The sequence below is a fragment of the Thiomicrorhabdus cannonii genome (assembly GCF_013391695.1).
Lineage (GTDB): Bacteria > Pseudomonadota > Gammaproteobacteria > Thiomicrospirales > Thiomicrospiraceae > Thiomicrorhabdus > Thiomicrorhabdus cannonii.
Genome location: NZ_JACBGH010000001.1, coordinates 430734 through 445020, shown reverse-complemented (window position 1 = coordinate 445020; position 14287 = coordinate 430734). Strand labels below are relative to the sequence as shown.

Here is a 14287-nt window from a genome sequence, read left to right as displayed (position 1 = left end):
AAACCATATTAACAGTAGTTTTATTTGCGTCAATTATTAATTTACCCAAAAAGTCCGATAGGCTCATCCACTGCCGTAAAAATGAAGGGCGTAATTTAGGTATAATAGCCTCGCCTGTTGGACTAAACAGAAAAGGAAATGTCATGTTAATGCTAGTTTCTCCGGCTAAGTCACTGGATGAGAACACCCCTGTACAAACCCGTCTGCATACGCAATGTGTGTTTTTGGATCGCGCTGCCGAACTGATTGATGAATTGCAAAAAGTCGGTCCGGTTGAAATCGGGCAGCTCATGCATATCAGCGACAAATTGGCGGAGTTGAATTACGAGCGTTTTCAGAACTGGCGGCTGCCGTTTCCGGCCGAACAGGCCAAGCAAGCGGCGTGGCTATTTAAAGGCGATGTCTATCAGGGATTGGATGCCTATTCATTGGATGAAAAAGGCGTGAATTACCTGCAAACCCATCTGCGCATTTTGTCGGGCCTGTATGGTCTGCTGAAACCCTGTGACGAGATGCTGCCTTACCGTCTGGAAATGGGTACGGCCTTTGCCAATGCCAAGGGCAAGGATCTGTATGCGTTCTGGGCTAATGCGATAACCGAGCAGTTAAATAAGGAGTTGGCGGAGCAGGGCAGCCAGACCTTGGTGAACCTGGCTTCCAACGAATACTTCAAGGCGGTGAAGCCCAAGTTGCTGAAAGCGCGCATTGTCACGCCGATTTTCAAGGACTGGAAAAACGGCCAGTATAAAATCATCAGCTTCTATGCGAAGAAAGCGCGCGGCCTGATGGCGCGTTATGCGGCCGACCAGCAGATCGAAAATGCCGAGGAGCTCAAGTATTTCGATTGCGAAGGCTACGCCTTTATGCCGGAACTCTCTTCGGAAACCGACTGGGTGTTTACCCGTCGTATTGAGGACTGAGTGAATCAGGCTTAAAAAGGCGGTTTAAAAACTGAACAGGCCGGGTAAAGTGACGTCTTTACCCGGCCTGTTCAATTTTTAAAACAGATTATTTTGCAATGCTCAGAGTTCAATATACTCTCTGTTGCCGGATGAATCGGCTTCAAAAATGACCAGTTCAAAGTTGCTCACCCGGCTTCGCAAGGTGCTGTTGCCCAACCATTCGCTTTTGCTGGTATTTTCCAAAACTAGGATGTCATATCCCAAACCACCGTTAATGGAGGCGTTGATTTGGCCGGTGCTGTCCTGGCCTGCTGTACCAATCCACAATACGTCATCGTCCCGTCCCATATTCAATCCTGAACCGGATTGGATATTGCCTTGAATCCACACCTTGTCATCGCCACGGTCTCCGAGCATGTCGCCATAGAGATCGCCACCGAGGACGAACTCATCATCACCGCGGCTTAAATCGACATCACCCTGGGCATTGCCGACGATATAGAGCTGGTCGTTAGCGTAACCGGTATCAATATCGCTGCCGGATGTGAGGTTGTTGCCGATGGCCAGATAGTCGTCGCCACCTCCCAGATTGATGTCGGTTTCGACATTGTGGTTGACCAGTATCACGTCCGGGCTGTCGGCATCATTTGAAACCGGCACGGTGTCATCGGCGGTAATATCAAAGTCTTCGTAGGTAGGAGTGAGGCCGGTTGAGGTGCTGGTGGAAGTAAAGCTGTCCCAGCTAACGTTTTTTGCCAATACATGAGCTTTGATTTCATAACCGCTGATAGGCACGATGGTATCGTCAAAAAAGGCGTTGTCCGCGTTGCTTGCTGCGGCCTGATGGTAATAAAGGTCGGTGTCACAGTTCTCTTGCGATGCGGCATTTTGCCCCGCACAGTTGCTCAATGCGTTTTCACCATCCTGGTTAAAAGCCACTAAGACCACGCTGGCAGTGTGGATAGCAAGATTAGCATGGTTGGTCACGGTAGCAGCATTGCATGCATTAGTGCTTTGATTGCAGACGTAGTAGTTGCCATTGCCGCGATCGGCAGAATTGGGCGGAGTACTGGTCATGCTGAACCAAGGCACTGCATTCGCTCCCAGATTGCAGAAAAAACTGGCTGAACTGCGTTTGTCGCAAATCTGGGCTGCATCGGTCGTATCTGTATTCACCGCATAACGCAGCGGATTATTCCAAGGATCATAGACCTCGGCTTTTTGAAGGCCCAGGTCAAGATAGGGAAGGGTGCCGTTGTTTGCCGTGCATTTTTCGATAGTATCGCTTCCAACCGTCACAGAAATGCGGTTTTCATGGCCATCGTTGTCCGAATCGGGACAGGGTAAGTATTTGTGAATCCGGCCGAAATTGAGAAGTTCTTGCTTAATATTGTTTAAGCTGTGCTGAGATTCTTGGAGTTTTTGCACATGATGAATTGAACCGATATTGGAAGAGACTCCAATCAGAATAATGCCCAAGATGGCCGTCACGACGGCCAGTTCGACAAGCGTGAAGCCAGTCATCTTGTTCAGTGTGGCGGGAGTTGGCATAGGGTTCTTAAGCATCACTCTAACCCCTGTGTCTGTGAAATGCCATCAATCGGTTGGACGCTTGGAAAATCGGGCATCAATGGCGGTGTGCTATAGAGAATCAGCTGAATGTTGGTAAAGTCGACTTGTTCATCCGTGCCCGTTGTCGCCACGGCAAATTCGAGATTAGCGTCGCCGTTTCCGTCCAGGATAAAGCTGACTTCATGCGAATCTTCCCAGTACTTTTCCGTTCTGTTGGGCGTGTTTGGGTCACCGCCCAGAGCGGGGTCGTAGTAGTTGTAATAACCGTCGTGATCATTTTGGGTGGAATCGTAAGCCAGCGTTTCCAAAATCTCACCGTTGGCGGCAATAAAGGCTTGGTCACTGGTAAGCCCCGAATCTCGTCTGCTGGGTTGATCCCAGGTGCCGTATGCCTTGGTATCGAGCTGCATGATGACGGTTTTACCGGCGTTTTCCGCACCAAAGCTGATCGTCTGGCTGGCTACCGCTGTCTGTACATTCTGACTATAGGGGTTGTTGTCGCCGATATTGCCGATGCTTTTATCGGCGCCGCCGCCCAAAATGTTCTCGCCGCTTTTCAGCGTGACGTTGGTGTTGGTGTTGATGTTATTAACGGTTTCATAAGTCTCGGTTTCCGTTTGTTTTTTCAATTCGTAGGCGCTGACTCCCAGCAAAGAGTCATCATAGAATGGGTTTTTGGAGTAGGAGCGCACCACAAAGTTTCGATCAAGATCTATATTGTCAGCTTCGTCGGCATCCAATCCGCTTGATAACTGGCCGTTTTGGTTTTTGGCAAGCAAAATCACCACCTGACCATTGGCAACGATTTCTGAACAGGCACTATCGGCACAGATTCTTAAATTGTTTGCACCCAATTGCGTTTCGGTGGGTAAGGTGGCGTCATTAAAAGCGGGAAGTGCACTGCCCGGAAAAACCCGGTTGGCCGGGAGAGAGGGAATCGGGTTGCGGTTAAAAAAGCAGGAGGTATCTGTCGGGCATTCCAGCATCAGATCGGCATCGGTCACGCCTTGATCCACCGCGTAGACGATTAAATTCCCCCAGCTATCCTCGACGGAGGCGCGGCTTAATCCCAGCGTTTCATAAGGCACTGTGCCGGTATGAGCGCTACAGGTAGAAACCGGAATATTAGGAATGGCAGGCTGTGCCGGAACGGCTGGAATCGCAGGAATAGTCGGTCTGGTTTCTGTTCCGGGAACGGCTGGAATGGCGGGGGTTGCCGGAACGGCCGGAATTCTTCCGCTGGCGTTTGTTCGGGATTCATAGCCATTTTGGTTGGCGTCGGGACAGGGCACGAAATTATTTTTTTCGGTGAATTTGAGAATCGCCTTTTTAATGACCTGTAATTTTGCCTGACTCTCCTGCCATTTGGCATGGTCGTGAAATTCCGAGTAAACCGCAAGCGAACCGGCACCCAGTACCGAGACAATGGCAATAACGACAGCGAGTTCAAGTAAGGTGAAGCCTTGATGATGCGATCGACGGGGATGATTGTTCATTAATTTGTTCCTCAGTTTAAACCGCGCTCGGATTTCAAAACAGCGTATTTCACTTCATAGCCGTTTAGCCAAGCCAACGCATCGTCTGCCTGATTGATGGAAGATTGCCAGAAGTAAGCGTCGCCATCGGCATTTTCCTTTTCAACGGCAGACAGAGCATTCACACTCGCGGTGTCGATCAGATTCCAGGTTTGCGTACTGTTTTTGCCAAAGCTGACAATCACGGCGATGGCACCTTTTTCCAGAATATCGTCACCATTAGTCGAGGCATTGCACTGAGAGGCTTCGGTTTCGGAGCATACGGTCATGGTGCCTGCGCCGGCTGTGACCCCTATGGGAGGTGTGTTTAGCGTGAATAAGGGTGCAGATGAGGCTGAAAAGTAGCTGGCTGCTGAGTTGCTATCCTCTATGTCGGCACTGTTGGCATGCGTATTGACCTGGTAGAAGAGAGACTCATTCCAGGCATCATCCGGTGGTGCCCCCAACATCAGGTGCGGCAGTTTTCCTATTGTTGCGGTACATTGATTACCTGTACGATTTTCCCAGCCATTGTTGTCGGTATCCGGGCAGGGAAGGTAACCGTTGGTTTGCACAAAACTGATCAGAAGGGTTTTGGCTTCAAGCGTGAGTGAGCGGTTTTCACGTTGGCGGTCATAATCTTCGTTGATCGTTCTGGAATGGATGAGTTGGATTGAGAGTATGCTGAGAATGACGGCTACGATAGCCATTTCCAGCAGTGAAAATCCAGATTGGTAATGGCAAGAGCGATAAGATGACATGGGCTTCATTTTACGCGTTCCTTATGGGCAAACCAAACTGCGCCAGTCTTGGCCGGCGAGATTGTTGACAGCTGTGCCATCACAGGTGTAAACAGGGCGATTTGTCGGATGGGTATAGGCGCAGGCGTTGAACCAGTCGGCAGTATTTTCAGCAACAAGTGAACATAAATCGGGCACGCCATCCTGGGGCGAAATATCCTGACTGACTCTAGCCAACATGGCCGCTTCCCACTCCTTGCGGGTAATGGTAATGACATAGTCATTAAATACATCCGGCGTGGCGCCAACGGATTGAAAGTTTATGCTGTAACCGAGGGTTGCAGTAGGTTGTTCCAAGTAGTCGTTGATGCTATTGCTTGGACGTGTTTGATTACTCAAAGCAGGGCCGGCATAAAAAAGTGCCATCACAATTTCGTCTTTGCCATCTACCGTTAGCGGTGGAACATCATTGTTTGATTGGTCCGGCACCTCAACCGGCATTTGCACACTAACCGGCGCAAAGCGCAACGCATTGTCATAGGCATAGTAGGCATGGTGGTCAACCAATCGTGCATCGACGGCAAACCAGTAAAGCGAGGGATCGATGCCAGAATCAATGAATGAGAAGAAATGGCTGGTTTCCTGTGTGGGCACCCGACCGATGACAAACAGTTGGTTGGTTGCTGAATCATAGCCGCAGGGCCTGTCAGCCGTACCATCGCCGTTAGTATCGGGACAAGGGAAATACCCCACGCCGGGGATGACCGCCTGATCGGAGAAAATTTCTGGTTGGAGCACCGCATAGGCCAGCATACGTTCCTTAATGGCCTGTAATTCCAGGAGTTGGCGATCCTCACTTTCTATTTTCATGGTATTGGAACGAATTTGTCCCAAAGTTCCAAACCATATGGCGGTGCCGACTGCTAACATCATCATTGTCATCAGTACGATAAATCCGCGCTGTTTAGACGGATTTGGAATCTTGTGTTGTGTGACTTTATTCATGATGACTGTCTCAGCGAAGCCTGAACGATTATGGCAGATCACGTTGAAGTTATTTAATGGCTCGATTTTATAATTAATTGCAAGAAAATGTAATCTTATACTGTTACGCCATAAGCACCTGTCAAGTTAATAACTTGGAGAGATTGTAGTGGAATGCATCTCAAGCCTGTTAGATGCCAAACAGGCTTGAGATGTGATTGCGAGGGGAGTTTTATTGAATGGTAGCCTTGCCATGAAACAGACTATCCACCTCTTTTTGCCCATAACGCAGGTGGAAGTTGCAGATTTCGTTATGAATCACAATTTCCCCTTGCTCTTCGAGCAGTTTGCGGACCTCTTCTTCGCCCAGCGAGCGCAGCATATTATCGACCTTCTCGCGGTCTTGCGGACATTCGTACTGCACCTCGGACGGGGTAAACAACTCCAGCAACTCTTCGTGGAAGAGGCGGTGCAACAGTTCTTCGGTAGGCAGTTGCGTCAGTTCCTGGTCCTGAACCGTGGTGGTGATGTGCATGACACGCTCCCAGCCGTCAGAATCATGACCGTCGGTATCGGGCATTTTCTGAATCATGACGCCGCCAATGGCCTGTTCGTCGGCCGCCAACCAAAGTTTGGAAGGAAGTTGTTCCGACTGGCTCAAGAACTCTTCAAAGGCTTCGCTGATGCTGTTGCCCTGGCGCGGCACATAAGACTGAAAGTGATGGTTGGTCTGGATGTTTTCCAGCGTCACCAGAATCTGGCCGTCGCCCAAGAGTTCATCCAGTGTGTTTTCGGTGGTGATAGTACGGTCGGTTTTGGCCATGCCGCGGATTTTAAGATCGTGCGTGACTTCCACCACCAGTAGCGTGACCGGGCCGGAGCCCTGAACCTGCAGTGTGATGCGGCCTTGGTGTTTCATGCCGCTGGCCATCAACACCGACACGGCGGTCAGTTCGCCCAGCAGTTTGATAATGGAGAGCGGGTAGTGACGGTCTTTGAGCATGGCCTGCCAGCTTTCCTGCAGATGAATGTGCTGGCCGCGGATATTGAGTTCTTTGAATAAAAAGCGTTGAACGGTGTTGGACATGGTGTGTTCTCTTTGCCTTAACCAGTGAAAAACGATAAAAAAATTAGTTTGCCAGTGAGTTTGCGAGCTCATGCGCCTGCAAATCGGCATGGTACGAAGAACGCACCATCGGCCCGGCGGCGACATTGCTAAAGCCCATGTCGTACCCGGCCTGTTCAATTTGCTGGAACTCGTCCGGCGTCCAGTATTTTTTGACCGCCAGATGGAATTTGCTGGGTTGCAGATACTGGCCGACGGTGAGCATATCGACATCATGGGCGCGCAAATCGCGCATCACTTGCAGCAGTTCGTCGAGCGTTTCGCCAAGTCCCACCATCAGACCCGATTTGGTGATGACGTTGGGATTCATCTGTTTGAAGCGCTTCAACAGATCGAGTGAGGATTGGTAATCCGCTCCTGGACGGGCTTCTTCATAGAGGCGGGGAATGGTTTCCAGATTGTGGTTCAATACATCCGGCACACACTCGCTTAAGGTTTCCAGCGCGACGCTCAAACGGCCACGGAAGTCGGGCACCAGGGTTTCGATTTTGAGTTCCGGCAGTTGTTCGCGCAGGGCGCTGACGCATTCCACAAAATGCTGGGCGCCGCCGTCGCGCAGGTCGTCGCGGTCCACCGAGGTGATGACCACATATTTGAGGCGCATGGCGGCGACGGTTTCGGCCAGATGGGCCGGTTCATTGGGATTGAGCGGTTTGGGGCGGCCGTGAGTCACGTCGCAGAACGGGCATTTGCGCGTGCAGATGTCGCCCATAATCATAAAGGTGGCGGTGCCGTGGCCGAAGCATTCTCCCAGATTGGGGCAGGAGGCTTCTTCGCAGACGGAGTGCAGGCCTTTTTCGCGCATAATCGCCTTGAGCTCGGCAACGCGGTGGATGTCTTTGGCTTTGGGCAGCTTGGCTTTGATCCAGCGCGGTTTTTGCAGGCGCTCGGCTTCCGGGTCGGGACGGTGTTTGAGGGATTTGGTTTTGTATTCCCCTTTAGGCATGGCGTCGTTTCGCGTTTTCAGCGACTGGCGGTTGCCGATGTCGTCCAGCTTGATTTCTTGATATTGCGGTGCGTTTTGCATAGGCTTAATCGGGCGTTAGGTGCCGTTTTGTTTCGATAACCGCGTATTATAAAGGATTGTCAAAAACTCTGCTGATTTAAGCGCTTAGCGGGTGGTTTGCGCTTGGTGAATCTGCTTCGTCAGCAGATTGGCAAGGCGTTGGCCGAGGCTTTGCAAATCTGAACAGGCCGGGTCGGCGGCGTCGTTAGAAGAGAGCAGGTCGGATAGCTGGGTCATGCGCATGCCTTGCAGGCCGCAGGGGTTGATCATTTGAAATGGGGCGAGATCCATCTTCACATTCAGCGCCAGACCGTGATAGCTTTTCTGCTTGCGGATTTTAAGGCCGAGCGAGGCGATTTTGGCGCCGTCAACATACACGCCGGGGGCGTCGCTGCGGGCGAGGGAGGCAATGCCAAACTCCGCGAGCAGGCCGATGACCGCCTGCTCCATAGCGGTGACCAACGCACGCACGCCGAGATGGGCGCGTTTCAGGTCAATCAGGATATAGAGCACCAGTTGTCCGGGGCCGTGATAGGTGACCTGGCCGCCGCGGTCGGTCTGCACCAGTGGGATGTTGGGGGCGAGTTTTAGCAGGTGTTCGGCTTTGCCGTTAAGCCCTTGGGTGAAAACCGGCGGGTGCTCCACAATCCAGAGTTCGTCGGGCGTATCGGCAAGACGGTTGTCGGTGAAGGTTTGCATGGCCTGCCAGGTTGCTTCATAGGGTTGCAGGCCAAGGTATTTGATTTGCGGTGTTAAAACGGACAAGCCAGTTCCCGCCATTACAGCGTAAAGAGCACTTCAGGATGTTTCTTCAAATCGCCGTAGATGCCGTGAAGCTGTTCGATGCAGGTGGCATAAATAGTGATGTTGACGGAAATAAAGCGTTTCTCCGAGGAGCCTTTGATTTGAATGTGCTCACGGGTGACTTCCGGTGCATAGCGTTTGGTGACCTCAAAGACGAGGTCGATAAATTCTTGGGTGTTGTGTCCCATCGCTTTTAAACGATAATCGCACGGAAACTCGAGTAGCGTTTCCGTATCCGGGGCATGTAAATCTTTTGTCATACGATTCTCGCTCGTTTGTTCGGTTACTGCTGTTATCAGCGAAAATTTGCCTAAATTCGTAAAGTAGTGACTCGGGGCGGTTTATACAAGCCCAGAGACAAATTGTGCCTTGTATTGCTGATAGTGGTCACGCATTCTGTTCCACACCGGGCCGGGAACACCGGAACCGACTTTCACTCCGTCCAGCAGGGTGACCGGCAACGCCTCTTTGGTGGAGCTGGTCAGCCAGATTTCATCGGCGCTTTGTAAATCCTGCAGGGTCAGTTCGCGTTCTACAAAAGACAGCTGATGCGAGGCGGCAACGCGTTCGATCACGATGCGCGTGACCCCCGGCAACAGTTTATGGCTGTTAGGCGGCGTGAGCAGTTCGCCGTTTTTAACGATGACGACGTTGCTGGCGCTGCCTTCGGAAATCGTGCCGTCGCGGCCCACCAAAATCGCATCGTCGGCCCCTTGGTGTTTGGCCGCCAGTTTCATCAATACATTCGGCAGCAGGGCGATGGCTTTGATGTCGCAACGCAGCCAGCGGATATCTTCAAGGGTGACCACCTGAATGCCCTGCGTGAGGATTTTGGCATCAACCGGTTTCAACGGGTTGGTATAGGCATAGATGGTCGGCGTCAGACAGTCCGCAGGCAGGTGGTCACGCTGCATCTGAATGCCGCGGGTCACTTGCAGGTAAACGAACTGGTCTTGCCAGGGGTGTTTGGCAATCAGGGTGTTGAGCAAATCGAGCCAGGCGTCATCCGTCAGCGGGTTGGGAATGCTCACCGCCGCCAGACTGTTCTTGAGGCGTTGCAGATGTTCTTCCCAGGCAAACAGTTTTTGCTGATAAACCGGGATGACCTCGTAAACACCGTCGCCAAACAGAAAACCGCGATCCTGCGTGGAGATCTGCGATTCTGACATGGGAATATATTCGCCGTTCAGATAGACGATCTGTTGGCTGACGACGGAAAGATTTTGGCTCATATAAATGCGGTTCCTAACACACGAAAAATTAATCTAAAAAGCTGAACAGTGAACTGAACATGCGTTTGATCTGATCGATCAGTTTCTTGAAGAACGAACCTTCTTCCACGTCCGAAAGCGCCACCAGCGGCTGATCGGCAACGGTCTGGCCGTTCAGCGACACATGCAGGGTGCCCAGCGGCTGATTGGTTGTGATCGGCGCGACGATTTCAGGCTCCAGAGTGCTTTCAATCACCAGGTTTTTATATTGGCCGCGCGGAATGGTCACAAACAGGTCGTTTTGCAGCCCCACGCCCAACAGATCTTTGCTGCCTTCCCACACTTTGACATCATTCAGACGCTGGTTGGCTTTGTAGAGCGGATGGGTTTCAAAGAAACGGAAACCGTAGTTCAACAGTTTCTGGGTTTCCTGGATGCGCTGTTCCATGCTGTTGGTGCCCAGTACCACACTGATCAGACGCATGTCGTCGCGCTTGGCGGAGGAAACCAGACAGTAACCGGCGGTTTCGGTATGGCCGGTTTTCAGACCGTCCACCGTCGGGTCTTGCCACAGCAGTTTATTGCGGTTGTATTGGGTGATGCCGTTGTAGGTGAATTTTTTCTCTGAATACCATTTGTACTCTTCCGGGAATTTGGTGATCAGCGCCTTGGTCAAGATAGCCAGGTCATTCGCGGTGGTGTAATGGTCGGGATCAGGCATGCCGGTAGCGTTTACAAAGTGGGTATTGTTCATGCCCAGCGCTTTGGCATATTTGTTCATGAGCTGTGCAAACACCCCTTCACTGCCGGCGACATATTCGGCCAAAGCGACACTGGCGTCATTACCCGATTGGATCACCATGCCTTTGATCAAATCGCGTACCGATACCTGTTTGCCGACTTCAATGAACATTTTCGAGCCGGGCATTTTCCAGGCTTTTTCGCTGATGGTGACCATTTCGTCCAGGCTCATGTTGCCGTTGGTCAACTCGTTGATAACCACGTAACCTGTCATGATCTTGGTCAAACTGGCCGGTTCGATGCGCGCATCGGGGTCTTTGGCCGCCAGTACTTTGCCGCTGTCAAAATCGATCAGCAGGTGAGAAGTTCCGGCTATTTGCGGTGGAGAGGGAACAACATGCGGAATCTCGGCAGGTTCGGGAAGGGGCTGTGGGTTTGCCTGCGCCATGAACGGAGTCAGAACAAGCAGAAGCATCAGGAATGGAAGTTTGAATAGTTGCATAGTCATCGGGCCTTGTTTAGGGGCAGTGGGGTTAAAAAGCGGATTCTAGCGCGTTGAATTCAATGAATTCTGTAAGAGCGATAATTTACCATAATTCGCCGCAAATCTGAACGGCCGAACAGCGGAGTTTGGTGCCATCTCAAGGGTTTGTTGAAGGTTTCTTATCCGGCGGATAAAGAAACCGAATAAAGAAACCGGATAAGCGCAGTGTTATTTGGCCAACATTTTTTTGTGGGTGTGAATTGACATCAGAATGCCGAAGCTGATCATCAGGGTCACCAGGGCGCTGCCGCCGTAACTGATGAGCGGAAGAGGCAGACCGACAACTGGCAGCAAGCCGCTGACCATGCCGATATTGACGAAGGCATACACAAACAGGGTCATCATCATGCTCGAGGCGATCAGGCGGGTGAAATTGTCCTGCGCCTGTGAGGCGATATAGAGTCCACGGGCGATGACAAACACATACATTGCCAGCAACAGTATCACGCCGACCAAGCCGAACTCCTCGGAAAGCACCGAGAAGATAAAGTCGGTGGTGCTTTCGGGTAGAAATTCCAAATGGGCCTGGGTGCTGCCCATAAAGCCTTTGCCTTCAACTCCCCCCGAACCGATGGCGATTTTGGACTGGATGATATGGTAGCCGCTGCCTAAAGGGTCGGATTCGGGGTCCAAAAACGTCAGTACGCGCTGTTTCTGATAGTCGTGCATCAGATGCCATACCACCGGCAGGCTGGCCACGACGGAGAGGATTGATCCGAAGATGATCTTCCACGGCAGGCCGGCGAAAAACAGTACAAAAAGACCGCTCATCGCAATCAGGATGGAGGTGCCCAAATCGGGCTGCACCACAATGAGTCCGGCCGTCAGCGCAATCAAAGCGGCACCGGCGCCGAGGCGTTTATAGCTGGGTGGGAAATTGGAGTGCGCAAACAGCCAGGCAACCGTCATCGGCAATACCAGTTTCATCAGTTCAGAAGGCTGGAAGCGAATAGGCCCCAGTTCCAGCCAGCGCTGCGCGCCTTTGCCGATGTCTCCGAACAGCAATACGCCAATCAGCATCACAATGCCTGCGCCGAACAGCCAGGGGGTGAAGACATAGAGGATGTTGGGCGGAATCTGCGCAAAGAGCAGCATCAGTGCGAAAGCAAAACCTATACGCATCAAATGGCGTGTCACCACTTCGACTTCGCCGCCGGAGGCGCTGTACACCAAAAGTGTACTTGCCGCCAAGAGTAATAAAATGCCCAGAAGCAGCCAGCCATCGATATGCAGCATCTGCAAAATCGTCTTATTGCGGCGATAGACGTTGTGAGAGGGGTTCAAGGTGATTTTCATAACGTGTCACTGACTGCTTTTAGGGGGTGTTGAGTTCCAGGTATTTTTTGATGACATCAACCGCCATGGGCGCTGCCGTGCCGCTACCGCTACCGCCATTTTCAACAATCACGGCCACGGCAATTTGCGGATTTTCGATCGGGCCGAAACCAACAAATAAGGAGTGGTCGTGCAGACGTTTGTCGATACTGTCGGCATCGTAATCCGCCTCATTCAAACTGAAAACCTGGGCGGTACCGGTTTTGCCGGCCATCTCAAATCCCAAGCCCTGACCGTGCTTGCGGGCGGTGCCTCTTGGGCTGTGCATGACGTTGTGCATCGCCGCAATCACGCGGTTCCAGTTTTGAATGTCTTTTATTTCAATTTGCTGTGGTGCAGGCAGTTTGGCATCTTTTAGCAGGTGCGGCTGAATGATTTTACCGCCATTCGCGAGGATGGCCGTCGCTTTCGCCAGTTGCACCGGAGTGGTTAGGTTGTAACCCTGGCCGATTGAGCTGATGATGGTTTCGCCGCGATACCAGGGTTCGCCTTTGGTGGTTTTTTTCCACTCCTGGGAAGGCAGAATCCCTTTGGATTCTCCGGGGATGTCAATCTGTGTGACATTGCCGAAGCCGAAGGGCGCCAGCGCGTCGTGTATGGCGTCGATCCCCATATCCAGGCTGAGTTCGTAGAAATAGGTGTCACACGACTGCGTAATGGCGTCATTCATGTCGACCAGACCATGTCCGGTGCGTTTCCAGTCACGGTAGCGGTGGTTTTTGTATTCGAAATAACCGGGATCAAATATTTTTTTCAAAGGCGAAATATAGTTGTTTTCGATCGCGCCCAGCGCGACAAAAGGTTTGATGGTTGAGCCGGGAGGGTATTGTCCGTTAATGCCGCGGTTAATCATGGGTCTGTGCGGGTTGTTCAACAGCGCCGAGTAGGTGGTCTGGTCGATGCCGTCCACAAACAGATTGGGATCAAATACCGGCATGCTGACATACGCCAGCACCTCACCGGTTTTAGGGTCGAGGGCGATAATGGAGCCGCGTTTATGCTCGCTGAAAAGCGATTCGGCATATTGCTGCAGTTGGATGTCCAGTGTCAGCTGAATGTCGTCGCCCGGAATGGCCGGAATGTTTTCCAGTTTGCGTAACACGCGTCCTTTGGCATTGGTTTCAACCTGCTGGATGCCGGGCTCGCCGTGCAGTCTGGATTCGTAGTATTTTTCGATGCCGAGTTTGCCGATGACCTCCGTGCCGCGGTAATCGCGTTCATCGAGTTGGCTCAGCTCCTTGCTGTTAATCCGCCCCACATAGCCCAGAGCGTGAACCGCAGTCGGCCCGAACGGGTAGACCCGTTTGAGTCGGGCTGTCAGCGAGAGTCCGGGGTGTTGATAGCTTTGTACGGCGAACTGCGCGGCCTCTTCTTCGCTCAAGCTATAAGGTAGCAGAATCGATCTGGAGCGTCCGGTACGGCGCAGCTTTTCAAAAAATTTATGGCGTTGCGCTTCGCTCAGATTGGGTAACAGTTCACTGATAAAAGCTTCTGTCTGGGCAAGGTCGTCGATTTTCTCGCGGGTAAACTTGAGGGTGAAAACCGGTTGGTTATCCGCCAGCAGTACATGGTTGCGGTCGTATATTTTGCCGCGGGTCGGGGGCAGCGTTTCGATGGAGATGCGGTTGTCTTCCGCCAGCAAATGGTAGTGTTCGAAGTTGAACCATTGCAGATAAACCATGCGGCCGATTAAAACGCCAAACAAAGTCAGTACAAAAATAAAGCCGAAGAGCAAACGGTTACGGAACAGCTTTTTTTCCGCAAAGGCTTCTGCATCGCTGTTGAAGTCGAGACGTTCGCTCATGGTC

The 14287-nt window shown here is 51.8% G+C and carries 13 protein-coding genes; 1 reads left to right on the top strand and 12 read right to left on the bottom strand.

All coding sequences use genetic code 11. The features are described 5' to 3' along the window. The first annotated feature begins 143 nt into the window (after positions 1-143). Positions 144-920, top strand: a complete 777-nt coding sequence (gene yaaA, locus HZ297_RS02165; protein WP_178861329.1) for a peroxide stress protein YaaA — start codon at positions 144-146, stop codon at positions 918-920. 102 nt (positions 921-1022) lie between these two features. On the opposite strand, the gene HZ297_RS02160 is transcribed toward yaaA, so the two are convergent. The 12 genes from HZ297_RS02160 to mrdA all read right to left on the bottom strand — a co-directional run bounded on the left by HZ297_RS02160 (position 1023) and on the right by mrdA (position 14283). Continuing rightward, the gene (locus HZ297_RS02160) at positions 1023-2468 is read right to left on the bottom strand and encodes a type II secretion system protein (RefSeq protein ID WP_178861328.1); all 1446 of its coding nucleotides are present in this window, start codon (positions 2466-2468) and stop codon (positions 1023-1025) included. Then, on the bottom strand, positions 2468-3970 hold the full coding sequence (locus tag HZ297_RS02155) for a type II secretion system protein (RefSeq protein ID WP_178861327.1): 1503 nt from the start codon (positions 3968-3970) through the stop codon (positions 2468-2470). Before HZ297_RS02155 ends, HZ297_RS02160 begins: the two co-directional genes overlap by 1 nt. 11 nt (positions 3971-3981) lie before the next feature. Then, positions 3982-4758, bottom strand: coding sequence for a type II secretion system protein (locus HZ297_RS02150; RefSeq protein WP_178861326.1), 777 nt, complete (start codon positions 4756-4758; stop codon positions 3982-3984). A 12-nt stretch (positions 4759-4770) separates the two neighbouring features. Continuing rightward, on the bottom strand, positions 4771-5733 hold the full coding sequence (locus tag HZ297_RS02145) for a hypothetical protein (protein WP_178861325.1): 963 nt from the start codon (positions 5731-5733) through the stop codon (positions 4771-4773). A 211-nt stretch (positions 5734-5944) separates the two neighbouring features. After that, the gene (gene hslO, locus HZ297_RS02140; protein ID WP_178861324.1) at positions 5945-6799 is read right to left on the bottom strand and encodes an Hsp33 family molecular chaperone HslO; all 855 of its coding nucleotides are present in this window, start codon (positions 6797-6799) and stop codon (positions 5945-5947) included. A gap of 43 nt (positions 6800-6842) precedes the next feature. Beyond that, positions 6843-7865 (bottom strand): lipoyl synthase, encoded by a 1023-nt coding sequence (gene lipA, locus HZ297_RS02135; RefSeq protein WP_178861323.1) that lies wholly within the window; start codon positions 7863-7865, stop codon positions 6843-6845. An 84-nt stretch (positions 7866-7949) separates the two neighbouring features. Next, on the bottom strand, positions 7950-8543 hold the full coding sequence (gene lipB, locus HZ297_RS02130) for a lipoyl(octanoyl) transferase LipB (RefSeq protein ID WP_246261597.1): 594 nt from the start codon (positions 8541-8543) through the stop codon (positions 7950-7952). Between the two features lie 80 nt (positions 8544-8623). Next, on the bottom strand, positions 8624-8908 hold the full coding sequence (locus HZ297_RS02125; protein ID WP_178861321.1) for a YbeD family protein: 285 nt from the start codon (positions 8906-8908) through the stop codon (positions 8624-8626). Between the two features lie 81 nt (positions 8909-8989). Continuing rightward, positions 8990-9880, bottom strand: coding sequence for a D-amino acid aminotransferase (locus tag HZ297_RS02120; protein ID WP_178861320.1), 891 nt, complete (start codon positions 9878-9880; stop codon positions 8990-8992). A 28-nt stretch (positions 9881-9908) separates the two neighbouring features. Then, a complete protein-coding gene (locus tag HZ297_RS02115; RefSeq protein ID WP_246261596.1) occupies positions 9909-11048 on the bottom strand; it encodes a D-alanyl-D-alanine carboxypeptidase family protein in 1140 nt (379 codons plus the stop codon). Between the two features lie 264 nt (positions 11049-11312). Beyond that, complete coding sequence (rodA, locus tag HZ297_RS02110) at positions 11313-12440, bottom strand: rod shape-determining protein RodA (RefSeq protein WP_178861319.1); 1128 nt, start codon at positions 12438-12440, stop codon at positions 11313-11315. Between the two features lie 19 nt (positions 12441-12459). Then, complete coding sequence (mrdA, locus tag HZ297_RS02105) at positions 12460-14283, bottom strand: penicillin-binding protein 2 (RefSeq protein ID WP_178861318.1); 1824 nt, start codon at positions 14281-14283, stop codon at positions 12460-12462. Positions 14284-14287: the final 4 nt, after the last annotated feature.